Below are 26,368 nucleotides of genomic sequence, written 5' to 3' on the forward strand. Positions count from 1 at the left end.
GGAAGTTCACCGAGATCACACGCCTGCGTCGCCCTCGCGCCGCCAGGCCCCGCGGGGGCAGGCGCCGCGGCTCCGCGAGCCCCGGCGGATCGGGCCCCGGCGGGCGCGGGTCGCTGCCGACCGCGGGCTCAGGCGCCCAGCAGGCGTCGCAGCAGCCGAGCCACCTCCGCCGCGTCCAGGGGGACGGGCCCGGCCTGGGCCAGGGCCCATTCGTCCAGCCCCCGCAGCAGGCCCATCGCCGCAGCCGCCTGGACCGCCGGGTCGGGCCGATCCTCCACAGCGCCGGCCCGGCGGCCCGCCGCGATGACCGCGGCGATCCATCGGCCCACGTCGTCGAGGACCGCGGAGCGGGCGTCGTCACCCTCCGCGGCGGGCAGGTAGAGGATCCGTCCCAGCAGCGCGGCCTCCCGCGAGCCCGCCACGAGGCCGGCGAAGCCCTCCAGCACGTCCTGGACCTGCTGCCAGAAGTCGCCGTCGGCGAAGCTCTCCGCGGGAGGCGGGGACCACTGCGCCCGGATCTCGTCGACGAGCGCGCGGACCACGACGTCCAGGAGCTCGGCCTTCGAGCCCGCCGCGTGGTAGAAGCTGCTCTTGCTGATCCCCGCGGCCCGGATGATCCGGTTCAGGGACGCGCCCTGATAGCCGGCGGCCGCGAACTCGTCGACGGTCGCCTCGAGGAGTGCCCGGCGATGGGGGCCGGCGAGGTCGCGGGATGCCATGGACCGAGTCTACTGGACCAGGTGGTCCACACGGCGTACGGTGGAGTGGACCAGGTGGTCCACACGGCGTACGGTGGAGTAGACCAGGTGGTCCACTCCGGAGGTTCCCATGATCCACGACGTCCCGCTCGACACCCAGCTCGCCGCCCAGGCCGGTGATCGACTGCGGGTCCTCGTAGTGGGGGCCGGGATCGCGGGGCTCACCATCGCCCAGATGCTGCGACGCGACGGACTGCACCCCGTGCTCATCGACCGCTCGCCGATCCAGGAGCATCCCGGCTACATGCTCGCGCTGATGCCCGCCGTCGACCAGGCCTTCGAGGACCTCGGGGTGCGCGCGCAGTACCGCGCCGCCGGCGTCCCGCTGACGCGCTTCCGGTTCCGCTCCCACCGCGGGGCGGTGCTGCGCACCGACGACGTGGGCGAGCTGATGCGCGTGCACGGCGACTACCAGGGCATCTCCCGCGGAGCGCTGATGGACGTGCTCGCCGCGCCGGGCTGCCCGATGACCACCGGGCTGACCGTCGCCGCGGTGGCCCGCACCGCGACCGGCTCCCGGGCCGAGCTGGTGACCCGGGACGGCGAGGCGGTCGCCCAGGAGACCTTCGACCTGGTCATCGGGGCTGACGGCATCGGCTCGCGGATGCGCGGCCTCCTGGATGCGCCGCAGGCGCAGACCCTCCGCACCGGATGGTCGGGCTGGGTGGCCTGGGCGCCCCTGCACGGCGACCCGGGCCTGGCCGAGGAGACCTGGGGAGACGGGTTCTTCCTGGGCGCCTACCCCGTCCGGGACCGGCTCGGCGTCTTCCTCGGCGGGCCCGATGCGGATCTCGACTCCGGGCGCGAGGAGTTCTGCCGCACGGTGCGCGCGCGACTGCCCTGGATCGACGCGCGGCTGACCGGCGCCCTCGACGCCATCGCCGCGCAGGAGGACCCCTACCGGTGGCGGCTGGACGATGCCCGCTGCCCCCGCTGGGTGATGCCGGCCGGGATCCTGCTGGGCGACTCCGCCGCCGGATTCCTGCCCACGGCCGGCATCGGCGCGGGCATGGCCCTCGAATCCGCGTGGATGCTGGGGCGGATCCTCGCCCACGCCGACCGCGAGGAGCTGCCCGCGCTGCTGGAGGCGTGGGAGGCCGTCCAGCGCCCCCGCGTCGAGGCCGCGCACGGCAACTCCCGATCCCTGGCCCGTCTGATGTTCCGGCGCAGCCGGCTGGTGGCCCTGGCGCGTGAGGAGATCACCCGGAGGCTGAGCGTGCGCGCGGCGCTCGGGCCGATCCTGGGCCTGCTGGAGTCGCGTCCGGACCCGGACGAGGTCGCCCGCGCGGCCCTGGCGCGGCGGGACCTGCCTGCCGCCCGCCCTTGACCTCAAGCTCGCCTGAGGTCCTAGCGTCGGCGCCATGACCCTCGATCCTGCCGGACCTCCCGAGCAGACCCCCGGCGCCGCCGTGCGCACCGATCCCTCCCGGGCCGCGGAGCCCACCGGCAGCTGGCGCGAGCTGCTGGGCCCCGAGCACCTGGCCGCCTCCCTCGTCCTCGCCGGCGGCGTCGCCGTCTACGCCATGAGCGCCTTCGTGACGGCGGCGCTGCTGCCCTCGGTGATCGCGGACATCGGCGGCAGCGCCTACTTCGCGTGGGTGACCACCTCCTACATGGTCGCCAGCGTGCTGACCTCGACGCTCGTCGCCCGCACGGCCGCGCTGCTGGGCCCCTCCCGCGCCTACCTGCTGGCGTTCCTCCTGTTCGCCGCCGGATCCGTCGGCGCGGCGCTGGCCCCGTCGATGGCGGCGCTGCTGGGCGGTCGCGTGATCCAGGGGATGGGCGGCGGCCTGCTGGCGGGCCTGGGCTACGCGGTGATTCGCGACGCCCTCCCGACGCACCTGTGGACCCGCGCCACCGGGCTCGTCTCCGCGATGTGGGGCGTGAGCACCCTGGTGGGGCCCGTCCTCGGCGGGGCGTTCGCGCAGCTGCAGATCTGGCGCGGGGCGTTCTGGCTGCTCGCCCTCGTGGCCCTCGCCCTGGGCCTGACGTCCCTGCGCAGCCTCCCCGGACGCGGTGACCGCACGCGCAGCGTCGGCCCGCTCCCGGTGCCGTCCCTGATCACGATCGTCCTGGCCGCCGCGGCGTTCAGCATCGCCGCGGTGGCGCCGTCGGGCGGGCCGATGCTGCTGTGGCTGCTGGCCGGGGTGCTGCTGCTGGGCGGCTTCGTCGTGGTGGAGCGGGCGGCGCCCTCCTCCGTGCTGCCGCGCATGACCTACCGGCGCGGCAACCCCCTGAAGTGGCTGTACATCCTGCTGGGGATCCTCAGCGCCACCGCGATGGTCGAGATCTTCCTGCCCCGCTTCGGCCAGGAGCTCGCGGGGATGACGCCGCTGCTGGCCGGGATCTTCGGCGCCACCGTGTCCATCGGCTGGAGCTTCTCGCAGATCTTCAGCGTCGGCGCGGAGCGCGAGCGCAGCCGCCGGATCCTCATGATCCTGGGGCCGGTGCTGGTGACCGGCGGGCTGCTCGTGTTCACCGCGACCCAGCACGCCGCGCCCGCGGGATGGGCGATCGGCCTGTGGGTGGTGGGCCTGGTGCTGGCCGGCACTGGCGTGGGGCTCGCCTTCCCCCACCTCAGCGTCGCCGCGATGCGCAGCAGCGACGACCCGGTCGAGGGGGCCAAGGCCGCGGCCGGCGTGAACACCGCCGAGCTGATCGCCACCACGATCGCCTCCGCGCTCGTGGGGCTGCTGGTCGCCGTCGGCGGCTCGGCGCTGATGGGTGCGGGCATCGCGGCGCTCGGCGCGGTGGGCATCGGCGTCGCCGTGCTCGCCCTGCGACGCCGGCGGTCGTGAGGACGGGATGCGGGGGCCGTGGATGGTCCTCAGGTCTCGGTGCGTGGGGCGGGAGTCCCGCCCGTGGTCCTCGGGTCCCGAAGAATGCCCGAGAAGCTCGTTTCTCCGTGGAATTCTTCCTCGATCGAGCCGATGCTCACGACCTCTATGGCTTCAGCCTGCGGCTCGTCGTCGACGACGGCGGGTCCATCTCGAGAGTCCCCCTGCCCCCGATCCTCGTCGGGTACATGGACATGTCGATGGACGTCGCGCGTCGAATCCTGGATCGTCGATAGTCCGGCCGATGATCCGCGCAGAGATCACCATCGGAAACCGCAGCACGACCGTGGGAGATAGGCACATATGGTCACAGAGGGAGTAGGAGAGGTCAGGGACGGGGAGCGTGGATCGCCGCCGCCCGGGTGGGCGGTCCAGGCGAACCGATCGACGCCCTGGCTGCTCATCATGCTCGGCGTATGGATGATCGTGACGAACTTCCTCAGCGCCGGGTCCCGGTTCGAGGCGAGCGCGATCATTCCCTTCCTCCTCAGCGCGGGACTGTATGCGGCGTCTGCCGTCGTGCTGCGGCGACATCGAGGAGAAGGGCCGGGCTGACGCGATCCGGCTTCTCCGGCGGCCCGCACCCGTGGAGGGACCGCATCGATGACCGCTGGGGCGGTCATCCCCAGTCGTAGTCGACGACCACCGGCGCATGATCCGACAGCCGCTGCCCGCGGAACTCCCGGTCCACCTCGGCGCGCACGGCGGTGCGGGCGAGGCGGGGCGTGGCGAGGTGGTAGTCCAGGCGCCATCCCGCGTCCTTGGCGAAGGCCTGCCCCAGCCACGACCACCACGAGTAGGGGCCGTCCAGATCGGGGTGCAGGTGCCGCACCACGTCCACGAGCGTGCGCGGGGAGAGCTGCTGCCCGAACCATTCGCGCTCCTCGGGCAGGAAGCCGTCGCTGCCCTGGTTGCGGCGCCATGCCGCGAGGTCCTGGCGCGTATGGGCGATGTTGAGGTCGCCCATCAGCAGGTACTCTCGGCCGGCCGCCGCGGCGGCCCGGCGGGTGCGGGTGAGGTAGCGGGAGAACGCCGCCATGAACGCCATCTTCCGCAGGTACCGGGCGCCGCCGTCGGGCGCCTCGCGCATCCGCTCGGGGCGCTGCATCTCCGCCGGCAGGCCGCCCTTGGGCAGGTAGAGGCAGGCGATGGTCAGCGGAGCCTCGGCGAGGTCGACCTCGAGATAGCGGCCCTGGGCGGCGAAGGGCCCCAGGCCCCGCGCGAGAGGGATCCGATCGGGCGCCGGGACCGCGGCGAGCTCGCCGGCACCCGGCCGGCCCGTCGCCTCGGGCGGGCCGCCCACCAGCGCCGTCCCGCTCCACGTGCGCACCGCGGCGGGCGGCGTGCGGGTCAGCACCGCGACGCCGTTGCGCCCGGGGAGGGTGCCGGTGTCCAGGGCGACGTGCAGGTGCCCGAAGGCGCCCTCGGGGAGCTTGTCCGCCTGCGCTCGCACCTCCTGCAGCGCGACCACGTCCGCGTCGCGCCCCGCCAGCCAGTCGCCGAAGCCCCGGCGGTGCGCGGCGCGGATCCCGTTGACGTTCGCGGTGGCGATGCGGAGCATGCCCTGAGGTTATGCGCTCGCGCCGCCGATCGGGTCCGGGTCCGGGCCCTCTCCCGGGGCGGGACGGCTCAGGCGCGGATCTCGAGATGCAGGAGCGGATAGGGGCGGCCGTCCCCGTCGAGCGCGCTCCGGCCCACCTGCACGAACCCGCGGCGGAGGTAGAAGCCGAGCGCAGCCGGATTCTGCTCGTTGACATCCACCCGGGTCACGCCGTGCCGGGTGACGGCCTCCTCGAGCAGCGCCGTCCCCACGCCGGTGCCGCGGGCCGCGTCCGCGACGAAGAGCATCTCCAGGCACCCCTCGGCGACCCCCGCGAAGCCCACCGGGTCTCCCCGGCTCTCGGCGACGAGCATCGAGACGGCCGGGAAGTACACGGGGATCAGGCTGGCCTCGATGCGCTCGAGATCGGACTCCTCGAGGAAGTCGTGGGTCGCGTGCACGGCGCTGCGCCAGATCTCGACGAGCTGCGGATGCTCCGCCGCGCCGCCCGATGGACGGATGACGACAGAAGGAGCAGGCTTGTTCACCGGTCCATCATCGCATCGCGCTCAGGAGACCGGCTGCCCTGCGACCGGCCCTTCCGTGTTCGGCTTCCAGCCCAGGGCCGGGGCGACGTGCTCGGCCACGTTCTGCAGGATGCGCAGGTTCAGCTCGACGCCCATCTGCGAGGGGATCGTGAGCATGACCGTGTCCGCGGCCTGCACGGCGGCATCGGCCTGCAGCTGGGCGATGAGCTCGTCGGGCTCGCCGGTGTAGGTGCGGCCGAAGGTCGAGCGGAGCCCGTCGATGATGCCGATCTGGTCCGAGCCCTCGCCGGGGCGCATGCCGAACAGCATGCGGTCCTCGCCCGTGACCACGGGGAAGATGCTGCGGGAGACCGAGACGCGCGGCGCACCGGTGTGGCCGGCCTCGCGGTAGGCGGCGCGGAAGCGGTCGATCTGCTCGCGCTGGAGGTCGCCGAAGGACTCGCCGGTGGCCTCGGTGAGCAGGGTCGAGCTCATGAGGTTCAGGCCCTGGCGGCCCACCGACTCCGCGCTCTCGCGCGAGCCGGCGCCCCACCAGATCCGGTCGATGAGGCCGGGGGAGTGCGGCTCCACCCGCAGGCCGGCGCCGGGGGCGACCGGAGCGCCGTAGGGGGACTGCGCCGCCCGGGCCATCGGCCGGCCCCGGACCGCGTCGAGGAAGATCTCGAACTTCTCGCGGGCGATGTCCGCGCCGCGCGGGTCGGTCGAGCCGGTGTACCCGAAGGCCTCCCAGCCGCGCTCGGCGGGCTCGGGGCTGCCCCGGGAGACGCCGAGCGCCACCCGGCCGTCGGCGATGAGGTCCAGTGCGGCGGCCTCCTCGGCGAGGTAGAGGGGGTTCTCGTAGCGCATGTCGATGACGCCGGTGCCGACCTCGATGTGCCGGGTGCGGGCGGCGACGGCCGCGAGCAGGGGCATCGGCGAGGCGGACTGGGTGGCGAAGTGGTGGACGCGGAAGTAGGCGCCGTTGACACCGAGGTCGTCCGCCCCCTGGGCGATGTCGATGGCGTCGTGCAGCATGCGGCGGGCGTCGACGCCGTGCACGCCGCCGCCGTTGCCGTAATGGCCGAAGCTGAGGAATCCGAAGGCTCTCATGATGGGTCCAACCCTAGCCGGTCGTTGAATATTCCACCAGTGACTGCGGCGGAGTCGGCGCGCGGAGCCGAGGTGGGGCCGATGCCCGAGAGGACGCGGCCCCGCGCCCACACGATGTCGTCCCGGCCGGCGCGCTCCCGGCTGGTGCCCGCGGCACGGATCTCGCCGGGCAGATGGTCCGCGACGCCGAAGGCGGTCATGGAGGTGGCCTCCCAATGGGTCGGGACGGCGAACTCCGCCTCGATCGCCTGCCGGTCGAAGGCACGGAACTGGTGCGCATCCAGGCCGATGGACAGTCCCTGCACGGTCATGTGCGCGACGGCCTGGCCCAGGTCGTAGCGGGCGAACTCCGAGTACTCCCATTCCGGCTCCCCCTCGACCTGGACCTGGGCGAGGTTCACCATCAGCAGCGAGGCCGACGGCGCCCACTGCGAGGAGCTGCGGGCGAGGTGCGGCAGGAGCCGTGCGTGGACATCGTCGCCGCGGATGCCGGCGATGAACATCCACGGCTGGGAACTGCCGGCCGAGGGTGCCCTCCGTGCCGCCTCCAGGAGCGTGTCGACATGCTCGGAGGTCACCGCCGCTTCGAGGTCGAAGCGGACCGGGCTGAATCTGCGCTCCAGGGCGGGATGCAGCTCGGGCACGGCAGGAACCTCGCAGGTCGACATGGGCTCACCATAGATCCCGCAGGAGATCGCGAGAATCGCTCCAGGGGGCGCGGTGCCTGCCCCTTGACGCGTGCCCCGGCCCGCCGGATAGTCGAGGTGCGCGCTGGGCGCGACGCGCCGCCGCGGCCGCGGCAGGCGCCCCGATCGGGAGAGGCCGCCCCATGGGACTTCTGACCTTCAGCATCAACGTCACCCTGGACGGATGCGTCGACCACCGGGAGGGCGTCGCCGATGACGAGTCGCACGCCTTCTACACCCGCCTGATCGAGGCGGCCGGCGCGATGCTCTGGGGTCGCGTGACCTACGAGATGATGGAGAGCTACTGGCCCCTGGTCGCCCGCGGCGAGGTCGAGGCCCCGCAGGCGATGCGCGACTGGGCGCTGACGCTCGAGGACATGCCGAAGTACGTCGTCTCCTCGACGCGGTCCGACTTCCCGTGGACCGGGAGCCACCACCTCCAGGGGGACCTGCGCACGGCGGTGCAGGAGCTCAAGGACCGCACGCCGGAGGGCGTGCTCCTGGGCAGCGGGGCGCTGGCGACGCAGCTGGACCGGATGGACCTCATCGACGAGTACCGGCTCATGGTCCACCCGATGATCGCCGGCCACGGCCCCACCCTGTACGGCGCCGGGCTGCCCTCGACGCGGCGCCTGGAGCTGATCTCGGCGCAGCCGCTGAGCAGCGGGGCGGTCGCCCTGCACTACCGACGGGCGCGGTGACCGGAGCGGCGGGCCCCGCAGGATCACCCGTCGATCGGTGAGAAGCCGTGCCCGGCGTCCGTGCCGCCGGCGATGCGGGCGGCGACCTCCGCCGCGCGGTCCAGGCTCTCCGGGTCGCCGCCGATCGCCGCGCACATCTGCGCCCCCTCGTACAGCTGATGGACCAGCTCGCCGCGCCGCGCATCCCCGGCGAGGGCGACGAACAGGCGGCGCATCCACGCCTTCTCCGCCTGCACGACCTGCGCGGCCTCACCCGGCAGCGCGCTGACCTCCGCCCACGCGCCCAGGAAGGTGCAGCCGCGCCGCGGATCCCGCGTCCACTCCCGGGCCGCGGCGAACACGAGACGCACGGCCTGGTCGGGAGGCACGGCCGGGGCGGCGTCGAGCTCCTCGAGGAGGTGGACCTGCCAGTCGTGCGCCCGCTGCGCCAGGCAGGCCGCGACGAGCGCCTCCTTCGCCCCGAAGCGCTGGTACAGGGTCCGCTTCGTGATCCCGGCGTGCTGGGCGATGAGGTCGACCCCGGTCGCCGTGATCCCGCGCTGGGCGAACAGGGACGAGGCCGCCTCCAGCAGCGCCGCGCCGGCCGGGGTGGTGCGCGGGGCGGGCAGCGGCATCAGGTCCTCGAGAGCAGCGGGCATCGCGCTCCTGCCTTCCCAGTCCTTACGCCGGTATACCGATCGGTGAGTATACGTCAGATGGGACGCAAGGGTGCAGGTCAGCGCACGACGAGCGCCCCATGTCCCGAGCGTCGGGACATGGGGCGCTGCGATGCGGGCCGATGGGGCCCGGGACGGCTCAGGCCTCCTGGCCGGGCGCGCCCTCCGGGCCGGAGCCGCCGACGACGAGGGCCCAGAGCACGCCGTAGCGGTCCTTGACCTGGCCGTAGTGGTCGCCCCAGGGGGCGAGCTCGAAGGGCATGGCCACCTCGGCGCCGGAGGAGGTCATCGCCTCGATGAGGGCCTCGGCCTGCTCGACCGTGTCCAGACCGATGAGGTAGGAGTACACGTCGCTCTCCAGGCCCGGCAGCGCCTGGCCCTCCATGGCCATGCCGTCACCGCCGGCGAGCGTGACCAGCCCGCCGTGCAGCTGGGCGTGGGCCACCGATCCGGGCGGCGGGGTGAAGGGGAACCCGGACATGTCGGGGAAGTCGTCGTACTTCGAGAGCTCGAGCTCGCCGCCGAAGATCTCGGCGTAGTAGGCGAAGGCCTCAGCGGCGTTGCCGGGGAAGCTGATGTAGGGGCTGAACTGCGGAGCGGGCATGGTCGTCTCCCTCGGGATCGGTGCAGGGTCCCGGGCCTGTCCCCGGGGTCGGCACCTCGTCGCACGCGGCGGGTCGCCGCGCGCCCAGTGTGGCACGGGCCACCCCCGGACGGAACCGTCCCCCGAGGATCTCCCGGGGCGGCGGGGCCCGGAGCCGCGCGCCGCTCCGGGCCCGGCCCGCGACGGATCAGGCCTCGTGCAGGCCCGGCTCCCCGGCGGGCACGAGGTAGCTGCGGTCGATGCTCACCTCCGCATCGGGAACGGTCACCGCGGAGACGGTCTTGTAGTCCACGCGCAGCGCGTCGGTCGAGTACTCCGAGAGGACGTAGCCGCGCCGACCGCGGATGTACCGGATGTGCGGGTTCTCGGCGTAGACCGTCTCCTCGCCGCGCACCACGTCGGAGCCGTCCCCGCCGGAGGTGATCGAGCTGGTCACCAGCTCGACGCCGACGGTGGGGGAGTCCGGCTCCCAGAAGTCGGCCTTGAGCTCGTTGGCGAAGTGGACGTGGACGTCGCCGGTGAGGACCACCGGGTTGGCGATGCCGCGCTCGCTCCAGGCGCTGACGAGGGCGTCCCGGGAGGCGCGGTAGCCGTCCCAGCCGTCGGAGCTGAGCGTCGTGGTCGGGCCGTCGGCGTTGTCCCGCTTGGCGAAGAAGACGCTCTGCGCGAGCAGCTGCCAGGTCGCCGAGGACTGCGTCATGCCGTCGATCAGCCACTGCTGCTGGGCCTGCCCCAGGAGCGTGCGGGACGGGTCGGCCTGCTCGGCGCAGTCCGTGAACCACCAGGTCTTCCCGCCGTCGTGGCAGGCCTGCAGGTCCCGGTACTGGCGGGTGTCCAGGACATGGAAGGTCGCCAGGTCGCCCCAGCTCAGGCGGCGGAACAGCTGGATGCTGCCGCCGGAGGGCGCACTGCTGCGGCGCAGCGGCATGTTCTCGTAGTAGGCCTGCTCCGCCGCGATCTTCCGGGCGACCCAGGCGTCGGTGGGCACGCCGTCCTTGGGGTACACGCCGGCCCAGTTGTCCTGGATCTCGTGGTCGTCCCAGGTGACGATCCACGGGGCGGTCGCGTGCAGCAGCTGCAGGTCGGGGTCGGTCTTGTAGGTCGCGTAGCGCAGCCGGTAGTCCTCGAGGGTCGTGCAGGTGGACCCGGGGTGCCGGCGCACGCGCCCGTCGACGCCGCGGCCCTCGTAGATGTAGTCGCCCAGCCCGAACACCAGGTCGGGCCGGTCCTCGGCGGCGCGGCGGTAGGCGGTGAAGTAGCCGCCCTCCCAGTGCGAGCAGGACACGTGGATCATGCGCAGGCTGCGGGTGTCGCCGTCGGCCGGGGTGGTCAGGGTGCGGCCGACGGCCGAGACGTGCTTGCCCGTGCGGAAGCGGTAGTACAGCTCGGTGCCCGCGGGCAGTCCCTCGAGCTCGACGTGGACGCTGTGCGCGGCCTCGGGCAGCGCCTGCTCGGTGCCGCGACGGAGGATCACCGCGAACCGCTCGTCGCGCGAGAGCTCCCAGTGCACGGGGATCACCTGGTCGGGCATGCCGCCGCGGCCGTCGGTCGCGTGCGGGTCCACGGCCAGACGCGTCCACAGCACCACGGAGCTGCTGGTCGGGTCGCCGGAGGCGATGCCGAGGGTGAAGGGGTCCTTCGCCTTCCAGGTGGCATCGGCCGCCGCGGGCAGGACGCCCAGCACGCCCGAGGCGGCGAGGGTGGTGAGGCCCGCGGCCGTGAAGTGCCGTCGGGTCAGGCGACGCTGCGCGGCGAGGTTCGCGCGGCGGTCGGGGGCGATGAAGCGGGTGGGCTCGTGCGGGTCGTGGCCGAGGAGGCCGCCGGAGAGGTCGCTCATGGGGGGGGTCCTGTCTGCGATGCGGGGGAGGGGGCGGGACCCCAGCCTGGACGCGACCGCGCCGTCGCGGGGTGCGCCGCCCGGCGCCGCCCGCGCATCGTCATCGGATGTTCACCCCGAGGTGGGGTGCTCCTCCCGCGCTCGTCATGGGCGTCCGGGCACGAGGAAGGGCCCCGGAACCGTCCGCACGGTTCCGGGGCCCTTCGCGATGGTGGGGGAGGTCAGTCCTCCTCGCCCTCCCCGCGGCTGCCGAGCTCGGCGTCGATCCGCAGGAGGCCGGAGCCGTCCTCGCCGACCAGCCGCAGGCGGCCGATGATCTCGGAGACGGTGGACTCCTCCTCGACCTGCTCGTCGACGAACCAGTTCAGCAGCGGGCGGGAGTCGTAGTCGCCCTCCTTGTCGGCGCTGCGGTACAGCTCGCGGATCGACTCGGAGACCTTCTGCTCGTGCGCGAGCGCGGCCTCGAAGATCTCGAGGACGGTCAGGCCCGGGGCGACGTGCGGGGCGTTGATGGTGCCGATCGCGGCGTGGTTGCCGCGGTCGATCACGTGCTGGATGAACTTGTCGGCGTGCTCGAGCTCCTCCGCCGCCTGGTTGCGCAGCCACGCGGCGATGCCGGTGAGGTCCTGCTCCTCCGCTTCGATGGCGAGCTGGCGGTAGGTCACGGAGGCCGCGTACTCGAGGGTGATCTGGTCCTGGAACTTCTTCTCAAGGTCGTTGCTGAGCTTCATGACCTCGACAGTAGACCCGCTTCCGCGCGCTGTCACCCATGGTGAGGCTTCCCTGGTTCTCGCAGGTCACGCAAGGAAAGCCTTCCCTGGGCGGGGCGCGGGGCGCGGGGCGCGGTGAGGGGGATTCATTCCCCGGCGGCTCCCGGCTCCCCGCGGGCCCTGGTCTCCTCGCGGGCCCCGGTCTCCTCGGCGGCCTCCGGCTCCCCGGCGGCCTCCGGCTCCCCGGCGCTCCCGGCGGCCTCCGGGTCTCCGGCGGCCTCCGGGTCTCGGGCGGCCTCCGGCCCTCCGGCGGGGATCGACTGGCGCACGCCCGCGTAGTGGGCCGAGAGCCGGCGGTACTGCGGGGAGGCGAAGGCGACCAGCACCGCCCCGAGCATCACCACCGAGCCGCCCAGGAAGATCAGCGCGATGCCGCGGGCGGAGCCCTCGCCCAGCAGCCAGCCGAGGGTCTCCTGCCCGGAGCCCTCGCGCATCCACGGGATCACCCAGAACTCCGCGAGCGGGGCGACGACGAAGGCGGAGACCGGTGTCGCCGCGGATTCGATGCTCTGCGCGAAGCCGAACACGCGGCCCTGCCGGGAGAAGGGGACCACGCGCTGGAGGATCGTCTGCTCGGCGGCCTCCGCGGCGGGCATCATCGTCATGAACACGAGGATGCCCACCGCGAACAGGACCCACGACTCGCGGATCGCGAAGGTCCCGCCGATCACGGCCACCCCCACGTTCACCAGCAGCAGGGTGCGCACGGGATTGCGGCCCAGGCCCGTCCTCGCGATGATCGCGCCGCCGATGAGGAATCCCGTGCTCGTCACCCCCAGGACGATGCCCCAGGCCTGCGGGCTCAGCAGCTCCAGGCCGTAGGGGTCCATCAGCGCCATGTAGATGCCGCCGACCAGGTTGTTGAAGCAGGTGAAGGCGATCAGGGCGGTCAGCCCGGGCACGCTGCGCACCACCGCGACCGACCCGGCCAGGTCCACGCGGCCGCGCAGGGCCGCGAGCATCGAGACCTGCGCGGGCGCCGCGGCCGCGGCCTCCGCGCCGACCGGCGCCCCCGGAGCCGCAGGCGTCCCGCCGGCACCCGGAGCCGCAGGCGTCCCGCCGGCACCCGGAGCCGCGGGCGTCCCGCCGGCCGCCGAGGCCGCGGCGCCGTGGGGCTGCTCGGCGGCGGCGGCGACCCGGTCCTCGGGGATGCGCACCGAGGTCAGGTGGATCAGCGCCCCGCCGGTGGCGAGGATCGCGATGAGCAGCGTCGGCCCCATGCCCAGCAGGCCGATCGCGAGCCCCGAGAACACGGAGGTCACCATGAAGGCGATGCCCTGCACCGCGCCGACCAGGCCGTTGGCTCGGTCGCGCTCGCCGTCGGGCACCAGCAGCGTGACCGTGGTCGACAGCGCGATGTTGCGCATGTTCTCGACCACGCTGCCGCCGAGGATCACCAGGATGAACAGCCAGAAGGCGGGGGAGTCCACGCGCAGCAGCGACTCGCGGGGCAGGGCGACGAAGATCCCGCCCGCCAGCAGGTAGGCGCCGAAGGTGATGACGGAGCTCAGCATCATCACGTTCTTCTTGCGCATGTGGTCGACCACCACGCCGAAGCCCAGCGAGCACAGCGCGACCAGCGCCATGTACGAGCCGCCGATGATGCCGGTGGCCAGCACCGAGCGCGTCTCGATGTAGATCCAGAAGGTCAGTGCGAACCACAGGAAGCTCGTGGTCACGTTGGCGAGGAGAGTGTTGACAAGGACGTGATGGAAGGACTTCACGGCGGCCTCGGCTGTCGGGTCGGAGGGGTCCGATGCGCCCGCCCCGGGATGACGGTGCGGACGGACAGTGTCCCGCGAGATGCGGACGGATCCCGTCCGCAGGGCGAGGGGTGGAGGCGGCCGATCGCGCGGCCGCCGGACGCTCAGGGCGGCGGCGCGTCCCAGGCGCGGGCGACGAGCTCGCGCAGGACGGTCTCGTCGACGTCCTTCAGGCCGTTGACGTAGACGCAGCCCGCGCCGAGGCGATGCTTCCCCAGCCTCGCGAGCAGCTCCCCTGCGGCGGGGGAGTCCTGCAGGCCGTAGAAGGAGAGGGCGGCCCTGCGCGGGCTGAAGCCGACGCGGAACCAGGTGCCGCCGTGGCCGGAGGCGTACCGGTACTCGTGGCTGCCGTAGCCGATCATGCTGGGTCCCCACATCACGGGCGCCTCGCCGGTGACCTCGCCGAACAGGGCCAGCAGCCGCGCTCCCTCCTCGCGCCGGCGGGCGGTGGGCAGGGCGGCGCAGTACGCGGCCGGGTCCTCCCCGGTGGGGGCGGTCTTCACCTCGTGGGCCATGGCAGGAGCCTACGGCGCCGGGTCCCGCGCGTCACCGTCGATTAATCCCTTGCCCCGGCCGCGGGGACGGTCCTAGCGTGGAGGCACACAGAGAGGAGGTGATCCGAGGAATGATTTCCCATCGGACGCGTGAGGTGGCTCGCCGCTGAGGCGACCATCGGTTCTGAAGAATCGACGGACGCGCAGCGAATACCACCGAGCTGCCCGGACCCGCAGGCGTCGGCCTCGTCCTCCGACACGCGCATCGCGCAGCCTGCGGGTCTGCCCATGCCCGGGCCCCGGTCCTGCGCGGTCAGGCGGTGCCGAGGGTGCGCCCGGGCACGAAGGTCCCCGCGTGCAGCGCGTGGCGCACCGGCAGCGGCGCCGGGGCCGCGAGGATCTCGCCCATCCGCCCCATGGCATCGGCCGCGAGCGCGGCCACGGGAAGGCGCACGGTCGCCAGGCCGATGATGTCCAGGCCGTCGGCCAGCCCGTCGAAGCTCACCACGCTCACGTCCTCGCCGATGTCGGTCCCGCGCACGGCCGCGGCCCGCAGCAGGTCCAGCGCCACGAAGTCCACCGGGCAGACGATGCAGGTCAGGCCCTGGTCCCAGGCCGCGTCGAGCGCGCGGACCACTCCCTCCTCCACCGGCAGCAGGTCCAGCGGCACGGCATGGACGCTCCGCTCCCGGGCCCGCTCGAGCACCGCGCGCGAGCGCAGGTCGAACACCCGCGAATACAGCAGGGGCGCGGTGAGCACCCCGATCCGGCGGTGGCCGCGCGCGGCGACCTCGTCGAGGACCATCCGCCCGTGGGCGCGCTCGTCGTAGCTGACCGACTCCAGGCGCGGATCCTCGTTGGGGCGGCCCAGGACCATGGTGGGCACGGCCGCGGTGGCGCGGTGCAGATCCTCCGGGCCGGTCACGCCGGTGCCCACGAACACGCCGCCCACCCGCAGGCCGATCAGCCGGCGCAGCCCCTCGACCTCCGCGCTGCCGTACTCGTGGCGGAACGCGGTGACCGAGACCAGGGTGCGCCCCGAGCGGGTCGCGGCGCGGTGCATCTCGGCGTGGAGGTGCCCGTAGGCCGGGTTGGTGGCGTCGCGGATCAGCAGGCCCAGCTGCTGGCGGCTGCCGCCGGCGAGGCCGGAGGCGACGAGGTTGGGGACGTATCCCAGGGAGGCGGCGGCCTCGCGCACGGCGATCTGCGCATCGGGGGAGACGCTCCCGCCGTCCTGGAACACGCGCGAGACCGTCGAGCGGGAGACGCCGGCGGCCCGCGCGACGTCCTCCATGGTGGGCTCGCGTGCGGCGACCATCGGACTCCTCTCCGCCTGCTGGTGCCGGAAGCATAGCCACCTGCGGCGCCCGCGCACGCCGAGGCATCCGAGGGCGGACGGCGGGTGACGTCGAGATGAATGTCCGATGCCGTATCGCGTCCGGGACCCGCCGGGCCGGGCAAGCGGCCGATGAACGTCCCGGGGCGAGCTGGCGACGCCCGGGCGAACATCGGGTGGACCGGCCCCCGGAAACGGGGAGGACGGGCGGCGGGCCGCGACGTCGCGGCACGCTGGGAGCGCTCCCACCAGCGGGGTTCCGTGCTGTTCAACCCCCGTTCACTGAGCAGCGAGCGCGCTGGTCAGAGCCGGATCCCGGGCCTAGCGTGGGCTCCGGCCGCGGGCAGGACCCCGCGGCGGACCCATCGGAGGAGGCGAATGGCGTGCCCGTCACGATCACCCAGGACCCCGGGACCGCACCCGGGGCCGTGAGCGCGAAGCCCGTCCCCGCGGCGGCCGCGACCCGGCCCCCGTCCCGGCCCGTCGTCACCGCCGAGCAGCGACGCCGCTCCCCGCAGCGCCGCCGCCGCGTGCGCCGGGACGCGATGCTGTTCCTCGCGCTGATCGCCCCGAACTTCCTGGCGATCCTCGTCTTCTCGTACTACCCGGCGCTGTACAACATCGGCCTCAGCTTCTTCGACTGGGACTTCGTGGCCCCGCGCCCCGAGTTCGTCGGGCTGGAGAACTACCTCAGCCTGCTCACGGACCCGAGCTTCGGCGAGGTCCTGCGGAACACGCTGGTCTTCTCCGGGGTGAGCGTGGTCGTCTCGATCGCCGGCGGCCTGCTCCTGGGCAGCCTGATGGCCACCAAGGTCCCGCTGACCGGCTTCGCGCAGACCATGGCCTTCGCCCCGCACATGCTGCCGGGCGCCGCCGTCGGCACCCTGTGGCTGTTCATGTTCGACCCCAACTACGGCCTCTCCCGCTGGCTGTTCTCGCAGCTGGGCCTGGCCTCCCCGGACTGGACCACCACCTCGGACTGGTCCCTGTGGGCGATCACCATCGCCTACACCTGGCAGCGCCTGGGCTTCGTCACGGTGATCTGCTACACCGCGATCCTCGACCTCCCGAAGGACCTCTACGAGGCCGCGGCCCTGGACGGCGCGCACGGCTGGAGCCTGTTCCGCCACATGACGCTGCCGCTGCTGAGCCCGATCACGTTCTTCCTCTCGATCACCGGGATCATCTCCGCCGCGCAGGCCTTCGACATCATCTCGATCATGACCAACGGCGGGCCCGGCACCTCCTCCTCGACCCTGAGCTGGATGGTCTACGAGGAGGCGTTCAAGACGTTCGACATCGGCACGGCGTCCTCCGCCGCGACGATCCTGCTGATCATCCTGCTGGTGATCACCTGGATCCAGGTCCGTGCCGGGGAGAGGACCGTGAACTACGCATGAGCACCCTGCCCGCCCCCGCCCCCGCCCCCTCCGCCGCGTCGGCCGCCGCCGAGGCGACCCCCGCCCCCGCCCCCGCTGCCCCGTACCGCGGCCGCGCCCGCGGCCCGCGCCGGCCCCTATGGCGCACCGCCCTGCTGATGGCGGGCGTCCTCGCCACCATCGCCGTCTTCCTGGTCCCGATCTACTGGCTGTTCTCCTCCGCGCTGAAGCCGCGCCCGGACATCTACACCTGGCCGCTGCAGTGGATCCCCACCCGGCTGACCCTCGACAACTTCGTCGCGGCGTGGACCTCCGCCCCCTTCGGACGCTTCTTCCTGAACTCGATCATCACCACCGGCGTCGGCACCGTCCTCGAGATCACCCTCGCGGTGATGTGCGCCTACGCCTTCGTCTTCGTCGACTTCCGGTACAAGAAGATCTTCTTCGGCCTCATCGTCGCCTCGCTCATGCTGCCCGGCCACGTGACGCTGATCGTCAACTACATGACCATCGCCAACCTGGGCTGGCTGAACACCTACCAGGGCCTCATCCTGCCGGGGATCGCCAGCGCCTTCGCGATGTTCCTGCTGTACCAGTTCATGCGCACCATCGACAAGGACATCCTGCAGGCCGCGGAGATCGACGGCGCGGGCCACCTGCGCCGCATGCTCACCATCGTGGTGCCGCTGTCCAGCCCGATGATCCTCACCTCCACCCTGATCGTCATGGTCGGCAAGTGGAACGAGTACGTGTGGCCGCTGATCGTCACCAGCACCGCCGACATGCGCACCCTGCCCATCGGCCTGCAGTTCCTGCGCCAGCAGGAGGGCATGTCGAACTGGGGCGCCATCATGGCCGGCGCCGTGTTCGTCTCCCTGCCGATGCTGATCCTGTTCTTCCTCGCCCAGAAGCGCATCATCGGCGGCCTCGCCGCCGGCGCCCTCAAGTGACCCGACCCCTCTGCAGCGGTCCCGCCCCGATCGGGGAGACCGCCGGGCACCCCTGCCCGAGACCTGCCGACCCTCCCACCACAAGGAGCATCACCATGACCCGCAGCCCCCTGGATCTCAGCGCCCTGGATCTCTCCCGACGCCGCGTCCTGGCCGGCCTCGGCCTCGGCGCCACCGCCGCGGGCCTGGCCGCCTGCGGCGCCCCCGCCGGAGGCGCCGGCGACGCCGGCAGCCCCGTGCGCGACGGCTTCTCCCAGGCCGACCTCAAGATCCCCTCCGGCTACGAGGGCCGCACCCCCGTGCTGTTCTGGGCCCCGTGGACCGCGGAGCTCTTCGCGGCGCTGCAGGGCCTGATCACCGAGTTCAACGAGTCCCAGGAGGACATCGTCGTGGTCGCCGAGTCGGTGGGCGGCTACGCGGACCTCAACCAGAAGTTCACCGCCGCGCTACAGGCCCGCGCCGTCCCGGACATCGTCTGCTTCCCCGAGATGCAGTGGCTCCAGTTCTACTTCTCCGACGCGCTCGCCCCGCTGGACGACTACTTCGACGACTCCTGGAACCTGGACGTCTACCTGCAGAACTACGTCGCCGAGGGCAAGGCCGCCGGGAAGACCTTCGTCGTCCCCTTCGCCCGCTCCAACCCGCTGTTCTACTACAACAAGACCCGCTACATCGAGGCCGGTCTGCCTGAGGAGGGACCCTCCACCTGGGAGGACCTCGCCTCCTTCGCGCCAGAGCTCGCCAAGATCCAGGTCGACGGCCGCCCGCTGGCGGCGATGGCCTTCGGCTCCGACGACGCCTGGTTCGCGCAGGCCGACATCTGGGGCTTCGGCGGCGCGAACTCGAACGCGGACTTCGAGGTCACCATCAACGAGGCGCCCGGCGTCGAGTGGCTCGAGTTCCAGCGGAAGTTCATCCACGACGACAAGTTCGGCTACCTGGCCCAGTCCGCCGGCACCGACTTCACCTCCGGCATCACCGCCGGCATGCGCGGCTCCACCGCCAGCCTGACCGGCCTGACCGCCGCCTCCGAGGGCGTGTTCGAGGTCGGCGCCGCATTCATGCTCGCCAAGGAGGGCCAGGAGAAGGCCGTCCCCACCGGCGGCTCCGGCCTGTCCATCGTCCGCGCGGACTCGAAGGACCGCCAGGACGCGGCCGCCGCCTTCTTCCGCTTCCTCGCCGGCCCGGAGCAGTCCGCGACCTGGCACGCCGCCACCGGCTACGTGCCGATCGTCCAGGCGGCCGCCGAGACGAAGACGGTCACCGACCTCGTCGCCGCGAACCCGAACTACGGCGTCGCCCTCGCGCAGCTCGACAACGCCCGCACGGCCGACTACACCAACTGGAACCAGGGCTCGGTCACCCAGATCGGCGCCGCCCAGGCGACCGTCTACGGCGACAACACCCCGGCCCAGGAGGCCCTGGACGCTCTCGCCCCGAAGCTGCAGGAGGCCCTGGACGACAACCGCGAGGACTACGAGTCGGTGCAGTTCGAGGGCTGGAAGTGACCTCGACCCCGCCGAGGCCCCCGCGCTCCGCGATGCCCGACCGGCCCCTGGTGGTCGGGCATCGCGGGGCCGCCGCGGTGGCCCCCGAGAACACCCTCGCCTCCTTCCGCCGCGGCGTGGCCGACGGCGCCCAGCTGCTCGAGTGCGATGTCCATCTGAGCGCCGACGGGCACGACGTGGTCATCCACGACGGCACCCTGGACCGGACCGCGCAGGCGGACTCCCCGCTGCGCACCGGCGCCGTCTCCACCTTCTCCCGCGCCTCCCTGGACACCGTGCTGGTGGGCGAGGGGGAGGGCATCCCCGACCTCTCCGGGGTGCTGGACGCCGCGGTCCGCGAGGACGGGACCCGCATCCCGCTGCTGGTCGAGGTCAAGGCCGCCGCGGCCGCGGCAGTCGTCGCGCAGGTGCTGCGCGAGCGCTTCGGGGCCGATGCCCTGGCCGACGAGCAGACCTCCCCGGCCTGGGTCATCTCCTTCGACGCGGAGGCGCTGCGCACCGTCCGGGAGCTCCTGCCCGAGGTCCCGCTGCTGCTCACCTGCACCCGCACCACCCCGGAGCTGTTCGCCGCGGCCGAGGAGCTGGGCGTCGCCCAGATCGGCATCGGCATCGCCGAGGCCCGCCAGGCCGATGTCGCGCGCTGCCTCGCCCTGGGCGTGCAGCTGAACCTGTGGACGGCGCGCTCCGAGGTCGAGCTGGACCGGGCCCTGGAGCTGGGCTGCGACACCCTCACCGTCGACGATCCGGCCTGGGCCCTCGCCCAGCTGGACGCCCGCCGCTGAGCGCCCTCCCCGCACCGGTCCCCCGCCCTCCCCGAACCGCTCCGCGCCGGCACCGCCGGCCGCTAGCCTGACCGGACGAACCCATCCCAGGAGAATCGATGTCCCAGGTCCTCGCCCCGCCGACCGCCCGCCCCCGTATCGTCGGCCACCGCGGCGCCGCCACCCACGCCCCGGAGAACACCCTGGCCTCCTTCCGCCGGGCGATCGCCGACGGCGCCCAGCTGCTCGAGTGCGACGTGCACCTGAGCGCCGACGGCCATGTGGTGGTGCTCCACGACGAGACCGTCGACCGCACCGCGCAGCCGGACTCGCCGCGGCGCGGCGGCGCCGTCGCCGAGCTCACCCGGGCCGAGCTGGACGACGTCCTCGTCGGCGACGGCGAGCGGATCCCCTCCCTCGAGGAGCTGCTCGAGCTCACCACGGTGCCGGTGTTCATCGAGGTCAAGGCCGCCGCGGCGGCGGAGGCCGTGGCCGCGCAGCTCGCGGCGCTGCCGGAGGGCTCCCCGGCGAAGGCCTCCAGCGTGATCACCTTCCACCCCGAGGCGATCGCGCCGATCCGCCGCCTGTCCCCGTCCACGCCGATCTCCTACCTCGTCACGCGCGTGGACGAGGACGCGCTGCGCACGGCGGCGGAGCTCGGCGCCGTCGGCATCGGGCCCTGGATCGGCGGGCTGTCCCTCGCGGCCGCGAGGGCGGTCCGGGAGGCCGGCCTCGCGCTGAACCCCTGGACCATCAACCGGGCCGATGAGCTCGCCGTGGCCCTGGCCTGCGGCGCGGACACCATCACCACCGACGACCCGGCCTGGGTCGCCGCGCAGCTCGACGCCCGCGGCCTCTGAGGCCGTCCCCGTCCACCGGCGCGGCCGCGGACGCGGGCGGTCGCGGCCGGGGACGTCACCCGGCCGTCGGGGGAGCAGCCCGGCGGGAAGTCACCCGGCCGCGGTGACGGCGGCCTGACGGGAGGTCACCCGGCGGCGGGGACGGCGGCCTGACGGGAGGTCACCCGGCGGCGGGGACGGCGGCCTGACGGGCGGCGCGGGCCTCGGACATCACGAGGTCCGCGTTGATCTGCGCCCCGGCCATGCCGCCCGCGGCCGATGCCGGAGCGACCTGCGCCATCGGATTGGTGAGGTTGCCCGCCGCCCAGACGCCCGGGACCGCGGTCGCCCCGGTCATCGGATCGGCCACCAGGTACGTGCCCATGCCGGAGGGGTGCTCCTCCAGCGCCAGGCCCAGGCCCGGAAGGATCGCCTCGCCCATGGCCGGCAGCGGGGCCAGGCGCGTCTGCACGGCCAGAGCCGTGCGGGGCAGCACGCGCCCGTCCTCGAGCTCGACGCCGGTGATCGCATCATCGGCCGTGAGCACGCGCCGCACCCGGCCCGGCTCGACCCGCACGCCCCGGGCCGTCAGCAGCGCGAGGCCCTCCGCGTCCAGCCCCTCGTAGCCGTTCTCCAGCAGCACGACGTCGGCGCTGAGCTGGCGGAACATGAGGGCGGAGTGGACGGCCATGGGGGAGGAGGCGATCACGCCGATGGCCTGGTCGCGCACCTCGTAGCCGTGGCAGTAGGGGCAGTGGACGACGTCCCGGCCGAAGCGCTCGGCGAGCCCGTCGATCGCGGGCAGCTCGTCGCGCACCCCGGAGGCCAGCAGCAGGCGGCGCGCCCGGTGCTCGGCGCCGGAGGCGGCGGTGACGGTGAAGGTGCCGTCCTCCTCGCGGCGGGCGGCGACCGCCGGATCCTCGAGGACGCGGCCGCCGTAGCGGCGCACGTCCTCGCGGCCGCGGGCCAGCAGCTCCGCCGGGGCGATCCCGTCCAGGGCGAGCAGGGCGTGGACGCCGGGGGAGGGGGCGTTGCGCGGGGCGCCGGCGTCGAGCACGAGGACGTCGCGGCGGGATCGGGCGAGCATCAGCGCGCCGGCCAGGCCCGCGGCGCCGCCGCCGATCACGAGGGCGTCGAGCACGGGGGCAGAGGCGGCGGTGGCGGCTGAGGTGTCGGTGGGGGCTGAGGTGTCGGTCATCGGGAGTCCTTCCGAGAGAGGCGGGAACATCCCGAGTGTGCGCCGCATCCCCGATACTGGCAAGCATGCTTGCAGCTATGGCAAACTGCCGGCATGACACCGCGCAGCACCGACCACGCCGGCCACGCCCCGCGACGGCGCACCCCGGCACCGCCCTTCCCGGCGACCGCGACCGCGGCGCCGGCCGCAGCGGCCGGCGACGGGGACCCCCTGGCCGCCCTCGGCCCGCATCTGCGCGCCCTGCGCACCCGCCGCGAGGCGACCCTGCGCGAGGTGTCCGAGGCGACCGGGATCTCCGTGAGCACGCTGTCCCGGCTCGAGTCCGGCGGGCGCCGCCCCAGCCTCGAGCTGCTCATGCCGCTGGCGAAGGTCTACGGAGTGAGCCTGGACGAGCTGGTGGATGCCCCCACCACCGGTGATCCGCGCATCCACATGCGCCCCGTGCGCCACGAGGGGATGACGATGATCCCGCTGACGCATCGGCCCGGCGGCATCCAGGCCGTGAAGATGATCTACGAGCCCGGCCCGGATCCCACCCCGGAGGACCTGCGCGTCCACGACGGATACGAGTGGTTCTACGTGCTCAGCGGCTCGCTGCGGGTGATCCTCGGCGGGCACGACCTGGTGCTCGGCGCCGGGGAGGCGGCGGAGTTCGACTGCCGCACCCCGCACTGGTTCGGCGCCACGGGCGGCGAGAGCGTCGAGGTGCTCAGCCTGTTCGGCCCGCAGGGCGAGAAGGCGCATCTGCGGGCCCGCCCGCGCCGCGCCGGGGCGTGATCGGCGACGTCAAGGAATCTTGACTTTTCTGGTCAAGGACCCTTGACCTTCATGTCAAGGTCGCCTTACATTCGAGGCATGGACACCACGCAGCTCCCCACCGCTCCCGAGACCCGCACCCCTCCTGATGCCCCCCTCGTCCCCGTGCTCCGCGTCGTCAGCGTCCTGGCCGTCCGCCCCGTGCTGATCCTCGCCCTCGGGCTCGGCCTCCTGGCCGCGCACGCCTCGCTGCTGTACGCCAACGCCCTGGTGGTCCTCGTGGACCTGGCCGCGCTCGCCGTCCTCGCCGCGGCGCTGCGGGCCGAGGGTCGCAGCCTGCTGGACCTGCTGCGCCCGTGGCGCTGGGTCGATCTCGCCTGGGGTGCGCTGATGCTGGTCATCCTGCTGATCGGCTTCCTGGCCTCCAGCTTCGTCGCCAACCTCCTGGTGTACGGCGGTGCGCCGCCGATGCCGCGGAGCATGCCCGACATCCCGCTGTGGGTGGGCCTGGTCGCCGTGCTCGTGGCGCCCCTGACCATCGCCGTCGCCGAGGAGGCCGTCTACCGCGGCTACGCCCAGCCCCGCCTCGCCCGCCGCACCGGGACCCTGCTGGCCGTGCTCGCCGTCGCGGTGGTCTTCGCCCTACAGCACGCGGGCTTCGCCCTCACCTCCCCGACCGATGTCGCCGCGAAGCTCCTGGCGACCCTCTTCGCCGGGCTGATCCTCGGCGCCCTCATGCTGTGGATGCGGCGCATCGACCCGCTGATCCTGGGCCACTGGGGCCTGGACCTCCTGCTGCTGGGCCTGCCGACCCTCGCCATCGCCCTGTCCTGACCCGTCCTGTCCCGAGCCGTCCCGTCCCGACCCGGCCCGACCCGTCCCGTCCCGTCCCGTCCTGTCCCGAGCCGCCCTGCGGCATCGTCTCCGAAAGGCCCCTCATGAGCACCGACCCCGCCCCCGGCCCCGCCTCCGGCGCCGCACCCGACCGTCCGACCCGCCGCCGGCAGGCGATGACGCCCGGCGCCCGCTACGGCATGCGCTTCGGCTGGGGGATGGGCCTGTACGCCGTGACCCTTGTGCTCGCGCTGATCCTGCGCAACCACGGCGTCGAGGGATGGCTGCCGATGCTGCTGACCCTCCCCTCGGTCGGCATCATCACCTGGGCGCTGGTGGCCTACTACCGGGAGTCCGACGAGTTCGCGCAGCGCAAGCTGGGGGAGTCCTTCGTCTTCGCCTTCGCCATCGGCGTGCCGATCCTGCTGGTCCTCGGGCTGCTGGAGGCCTTCGGCGGCCCGCACCTGAGCGGCATGATCGCCTTCGTGGTCATGATGGCCGCGTGGATGATCGGCTCCATCGTCTCCGCGATCCGCTACCGCTGAGGGGCCGACCATGCGCAACGACATCAAGGCGCGCCGCACCGAGCTGCGCTGGTCCCAGGCCGAGCTCGCCGGCCGGCTCGGGGTCTCCCGGCAGACGGTCATCGCTATCGAGAACGGGAAGTACGACCCCTCGCTGCCGCTGGCCTTCAAGCTCGCCGCCACCTTCGGCGTCCCCCTCGAGGAGCTGTTCCACCCCGACCCCGAGTGACCGCGGCGCCCCGGCCGCGGTCGACGGAGTGCGCCGGACGTGCAACGATGCGAGAGCCCCCACCGACCCCCGCAAGGAGTCGCCCGATGACCGCCCCGCGCCCCGACCGCCCGAACATCGTCCTCATCCAGGCCGACCAGATGGCCCCGCAGATGCTGGGCTGCTACGGCGACGCGGCGGCGCTCACCCCGCGCATGGATGCCCTCGCCGCCGGCGGCGCCGTCTTCGACCGGGCCTACTGCACCACCCCGCTGTGCGCTCCGTCCCGGGCCTCGATGATGACGGGCCGGATGCCCTCCGCGATGGGCTGCGTCGACAACGGCGACGACTTCGCCGCCTCCACCCCCACCTTCGCGCACCGCCTGCGCATGGCGGGCTACCACACGGCGCTCGTGGGGCGGATGCACTTCATCGGCCCCGACCAGCATCACGGCTTCGAGCAGCGGCTGACCACGGACGTGTATCCCGCCGATCTCGACATGGTCCCCGACTGGGGCCGCGACCTGCACGACCGCCTGCAGTGGTACCACGACGCCGATGCCGTCCTCACGGCCGGGGTCTCCACGGCGACCGTGCAGCAGGACTTCGACGACGAGGTCGGGTTCCGCGCCCTGCGCCACCTCAACGACCGGGTCCGCGCCAACCGGGCGGCGGGGGAGGAGATCCCCTTCCTCATGGTCGCCTCCTTCATCCACCCCCACGACCCCTACGAGCCCCCGCGCGAGCACTGGGACCGGTTCGACGGGGTGGACATCCCGCCGCCCGCGCACCCCGAGGTGCCCGATCCGGCGCAGGACCCGCACTCCCATCGGCTGCGCGCCATGAGCGGCTTCGACCGCCGCGAGCCGACGGCCGAGCAGACCGCCCGCGCCCGCCGCGCCTACTACGCGGCCGTGAGCTACATCGACGACCACGTCGGGCGGATCCTCGACCGCCTCGAGCTGCTGGGCCTGGCCGAGAGCACCGTGGTGATCGTGACCAGCGACCACGGCGACATGCTCGGCGAGAAGGGCCTCTGGTACAAGATGTCGCCCTACGAGCAGTCCGCGCGGGTGCCCCTGATCATGTCCGGCCCCGAGCACCTGGTGCCGCGCGGACGCTTCGCGAACCCGGTGTCCCTGCTGGACATCGCCCCGACGCTGTGCGACCTCGCCGGCGCTCCGGGCCCCGCCGCGGACGCCTCGGCCGCCGGGCCGACGGCCGAGGTCGAGGGCCTGTCCCTGCGCGACAGCGCGGCGCGCGAACGCCGCGACGACGCCGCCCCGGAGGACCGCGACCTGTATCTCGAGTACCTGGCCGAGGGGACGTACCACCCGCAGGTCACGCTGGTGCGCGGCCGATGGAAGCTGGTGGTGTGCCCGGGCGACCCGGACCAGCTCTTCGACCTCGAGGCCGATCCGGACGAGCTGGTGAACCTCGCCCAGGACCCGGCCTGCGCCGAGCAGCTCGCCGCGCTGCGCGAGGCGGTCGATGCCCGGTACGACCTCGAGGCCCTCGAGCGCAGCGTCACCGACAGCCAGGCACGCCGGCGCCTGGTTGCCGGGGCCCTCGGTCGCGGCCGGCGCCGCCCCTGGGACCTCGTGCCCGAGGAGGAGCAGCGCTACGTGCGCGGAGACTTCTGGGGCGCCCTCGAGCACGGGAAGATCCCCGACCCCCAGCGCTGACACCGCCGGGCGCCTCCGCTCGGCGCGCCTCCGCTGGGCGCGCCTCCGCTGGGTGCGCTTCCGCTCGGCGCGCTTCCGCTGGGCGCGCTTCCGCTGGGCGCGGCGTG

General features: G+C 73.4%; 27 protein-coding genes. 14 read left to right on the forward strand and 13 right to left on the reverse strand.

Going from position 1 to position 26,368, the window contains the following annotated elements:
* Positions 1–128 precede the first annotated feature (128 nt).
* Positions 129–719 (reverse strand): TetR/AcrR family transcriptional regulator, encoded by a 591-nt coding sequence (locus ABD234_RS10955; RefSeq protein WP_344356069.1) that lies wholly within the window; start codon positions 717–719, stop codon positions 129–131.
* 109 nt (positions 720–828) lie between these two features.
* On the opposite strand from ABD234_RS10955, the gene ABD234_RS10960 reads away from it, so the two are divergent.
* From ABD234_RS10960 to ABD234_RS10970, 3 genes are all read left to right on the forward strand, one after another.
* Entirely contained in the window at positions 829–2,085 is a 1,257-nt protein-coding gene (locus tag ABD234_RS10960) for an FAD-dependent oxidoreductase (RefSeq protein ID WP_344356071.1), read from the forward strand.
* A gap of 34 nt (positions 2,086–2,119) precedes the next feature.
* Positions 2,120–3,556: an MFS transporter gene (locus ABD234_RS10965; RefSeq protein ID WP_344356073.1), complete on the forward strand. Its 1,437-nt coding sequence runs from the start codon at positions 2,120–2,122 to the stop codon at positions 3,554–3,556.
* Between the two features lie 107 nt (positions 3,557–3,663).
* Positions 3,664–3,831, forward strand: coding sequence for a hypothetical protein (locus ABD234_RS10970; RefSeq protein ID WP_344356075.1), 168 nt, complete (start codon positions 3,664–3,666; stop codon positions 3,829–3,831).
* Positions 3,832–4,214: 383 nt separating this feature from the next.
* Here the strand turns inward: ABD234_RS10970 and ABD234_RS10975 are convergent, their stop codons facing one another.
* From ABD234_RS10975 to ABD234_RS10990, 4 genes are all read right to left on the reverse strand, one after another.
* Positions 4,215–5,156: an exodeoxyribonuclease III gene (locus ABD234_RS10975; RefSeq protein WP_344356077.1), complete on the reverse strand. Its 942-nt coding sequence runs from the start codon at positions 5,154–5,156 to the stop codon at positions 4,215–4,217.
* Positions 5,157–5,224: 68 nt separating this feature from the next.
* Positions 5,225–5,683, reverse strand: a complete 459-nt coding sequence (locus tag ABD234_RS10980) for a GNAT family N-acetyltransferase (protein ID WP_344356079.1) — start codon at positions 5,681–5,683, stop codon at positions 5,225–5,227.
* 21 nt (positions 5,684–5,704) lie between these two features.
* The gene (locus ABD234_RS10985; RefSeq protein WP_038372719.1) at positions 5,705–6,772 is read right to left on the reverse strand and encodes an LLM class flavin-dependent oxidoreductase; all 1,068 of its coding nucleotides are present in this window, start codon (positions 6,770–6,772) and stop codon (positions 5,705–5,707) included.
* Positions 6,769–7,440: a nitroreductase family protein gene (locus ABD234_RS10990; RefSeq protein WP_344356082.1), complete on the reverse strand. Its 672-nt coding sequence runs from the start codon at positions 7,438–7,440 to the stop codon at positions 6,769–6,771. The genes ABD234_RS10985 and ABD234_RS10990 overlap by 4 nt, the downstream gene beginning before the upstream one ends.
* A 161-nt stretch (positions 7,441–7,601) precedes the next feature.
* Here ABD234_RS10990 and ABD234_RS10995 point away from each other — a divergent pair, with 161 nt between their 5' ends.
* Entirely contained in the window at positions 7,602–8,159 is a 558-nt protein-coding gene (locus ABD234_RS10995; RefSeq protein WP_038372718.1) for a dihydrofolate reductase family protein, read from the forward strand.
* A 23-nt stretch (positions 8,160–8,182) separates the two neighbouring features.
* Here ABD234_RS10995 and ABD234_RS11000 read toward each other — a convergent pair whose 3' ends face one another.
* The 7 genes from ABD234_RS11000 to ABD234_RS11030 form a co-directional block, all read right to left on the reverse strand.
* The gene (locus ABD234_RS11000; protein WP_084148485.1) at positions 8,183–8,797 is read right to left on the reverse strand and encodes a TetR/AcrR family transcriptional regulator; all 615 of its coding nucleotides are present in this window, start codon (positions 8,795–8,797) and stop codon (positions 8,183–8,185) included.
* A 157-nt stretch (positions 8,798–8,954) separates the two neighbouring features.
* Positions 8,955–9,419: a VOC family protein gene (locus ABD234_RS11005; RefSeq protein WP_038372716.1), complete on the reverse strand. Its 465-nt coding sequence runs from the start codon at positions 9,417–9,419 to the stop codon at positions 8,955–8,957.
* 187 nt (positions 9,420–9,606) lie between these two features.
* Positions 9,607–11,256: an alkaline phosphatase D family protein gene (locus ABD234_RS11010; RefSeq protein WP_084148484.1), complete on the reverse strand. Its 1,650-nt coding sequence runs from the start codon at positions 11,254–11,256 to the stop codon at positions 9,607–9,609.
* A 221-nt stretch (positions 11,257–11,477) separates the two neighbouring features.
* Positions 11,478–11,987: a ferritin gene (locus ABD234_RS11015; RefSeq protein ID WP_038372715.1), complete on the reverse strand. Its 510-nt coding sequence runs from the start codon at positions 11,985–11,987 to the stop codon at positions 11,478–11,480.
* A gap of 125 nt (positions 11,988–12,112) precedes the next feature.
* The gene (locus tag ABD234_RS11020) at positions 12,113–13,750 is read right to left on the reverse strand and encodes an MFS transporter (protein WP_344356088.1); all 1,638 of its coding nucleotides are present in this window, start codon (positions 13,748–13,750) and stop codon (positions 12,113–12,115) included.
* 143 nt (positions 13,751–13,893) lie between these two features.
* A complete protein-coding gene (locus ABD234_RS11025) occupies positions 13,894–14,304 on the reverse strand; it encodes a DUF1801 domain-containing protein (protein WP_344356091.1) in 411 nt (136 codons plus the stop codon).
* A 292-nt stretch (positions 14,305–14,596) separates the two neighbouring features.
* A complete protein-coding gene (locus tag ABD234_RS11030; RefSeq protein ID WP_038372711.1) occupies positions 14,597–15,601 on the reverse strand; it encodes a LacI family DNA-binding transcriptional regulator in 1,005 nt (334 codons plus the stop codon).
* Between the two features lie 401 nt (positions 15,602–16,002).
* On the opposite strand from ABD234_RS11030, the gene ABD234_RS11035 reads away from it, so the two are divergent.
* The 5 genes from ABD234_RS11035 to ABD234_RS11055 all read left to right on the forward strand — a co-directional run bounded on the left by ABD234_RS11035 (position 16,003) and on the right by ABD234_RS11055 (position 21,077).
* Positions 16,003–17,019, forward strand: coding sequence for a carbohydrate ABC transporter permease (locus ABD234_RS11035; protein WP_232226339.1), 1,017 nt, complete (start codon positions 16,003–16,005; stop codon positions 17,017–17,019).
* Positions 17,016–17,948 carry a carbohydrate ABC transporter permease gene (locus tag ABD234_RS11040; protein WP_344356096.1) on the forward strand — a complete coding sequence of 311 codons (933 nt, stop codon included), beginning with the start codon at positions 17,016–17,018 and terminating at the stop codon, positions 17,946–17,948. Before ABD234_RS11035 ends, ABD234_RS11040 begins: the two co-directional genes overlap by 4 nt.
* 95 nt (positions 17,949–18,043) lie before the next feature.
* Entirely contained in the window at positions 18,044–19,456 is a 1,413-nt protein-coding gene (locus ABD234_RS11045; RefSeq protein WP_344356099.1) for an ABC transporter substrate-binding protein, read from the forward strand.
* Between the two features lie 32 nt (positions 19,457–19,488).
* Positions 19,489–20,238 carry a glycerophosphodiester phosphodiesterase gene (locus tag ABD234_RS11050; protein ID WP_038372778.1) on the forward strand — a complete coding sequence of 250 codons (750 nt, stop codon included), beginning with the start codon at positions 19,489–19,491 and terminating at the stop codon, positions 20,236–20,238.
* Between the two features lie 98 nt (positions 20,239–20,336).
* A complete protein-coding gene (locus tag ABD234_RS11055) occupies positions 20,337–21,077 on the forward strand; it encodes a glycerophosphodiester phosphodiesterase (protein ID WP_051486862.1) in 741 nt (246 codons plus the stop codon).
* A 160-nt stretch (positions 21,078–21,237) separates the two neighbouring features.
* Here ABD234_RS11055 and ABD234_RS11060 read toward each other — a convergent pair whose 3' ends face one another.
* On the reverse strand, positions 21,238–22,254 hold the full coding sequence (locus ABD234_RS11060; protein ID WP_344356103.1) for an NAD(P)/FAD-dependent oxidoreductase: 1,017 nt from the start codon (positions 22,252–22,254) through the stop codon (positions 21,238–21,240).
* Positions 22,255–22,347: 93 nt separating this feature from the next.
* Here ABD234_RS11060 and ABD234_RS11065 point away from each other — a divergent pair, with 93 nt between their 5' ends.
* The 5 genes from ABD234_RS11065 to betC all read left to right on the forward strand — a co-directional run bounded on the left by ABD234_RS11065 (position 22,348) and on the right by betC (position 26,261).
* A complete protein-coding gene (locus ABD234_RS11065) occupies positions 22,348–23,031 on the forward strand; it encodes a helix-turn-helix domain-containing protein (protein ID WP_344356105.1) in 684 nt (227 codons plus the stop codon).
* 78 nt (positions 23,032–23,109) lie between these two features.
* Positions 23,110–23,844: a CPBP family glutamic-type intramembrane protease gene (locus ABD234_RS11070; RefSeq protein ID WP_344356108.1), complete on the forward strand. Its 735-nt coding sequence runs from the start codon at positions 23,110–23,112 to the stop codon at positions 23,842–23,844.
* A gap of 104 nt (positions 23,845–23,948) precedes the next feature.
* Positions 23,949–24,389, forward strand: coding sequence for a hypothetical protein (locus tag ABD234_RS11075; RefSeq protein ID WP_344356110.1), 441 nt, complete (start codon positions 23,949–23,951; stop codon positions 24,387–24,389).
* A gap of 10 nt (positions 24,390–24,399) precedes the next feature.
* Positions 24,400–24,597, forward strand: coding sequence for a helix-turn-helix transcriptional regulator (locus tag ABD234_RS11080; RefSeq protein WP_344356112.1), 198 nt, complete (start codon positions 24,400–24,402; stop codon positions 24,595–24,597).
* Positions 24,598–24,683: 86 nt separating this feature from the next.
* Complete coding sequence (gene betC / locus ABD234_RS11085; protein ID WP_344356115.1) at positions 24,684–26,261, forward strand: choline-sulfatase; 1,578 nt, start codon at positions 24,684–24,686, stop codon at positions 26,259–26,261.
* The last annotated feature ends 107 nt before the right edge of the window (positions 26,262–26,368 follow it).

This window comes from Brachybacterium phenoliresistens, from assembly GCF_039530785.1.
Lineage (GTDB): Bacteria > Actinomycetota > Actinomycetes > Actinomycetales > Dermabacteraceae > Brachybacterium > Brachybacterium phenoliresistens.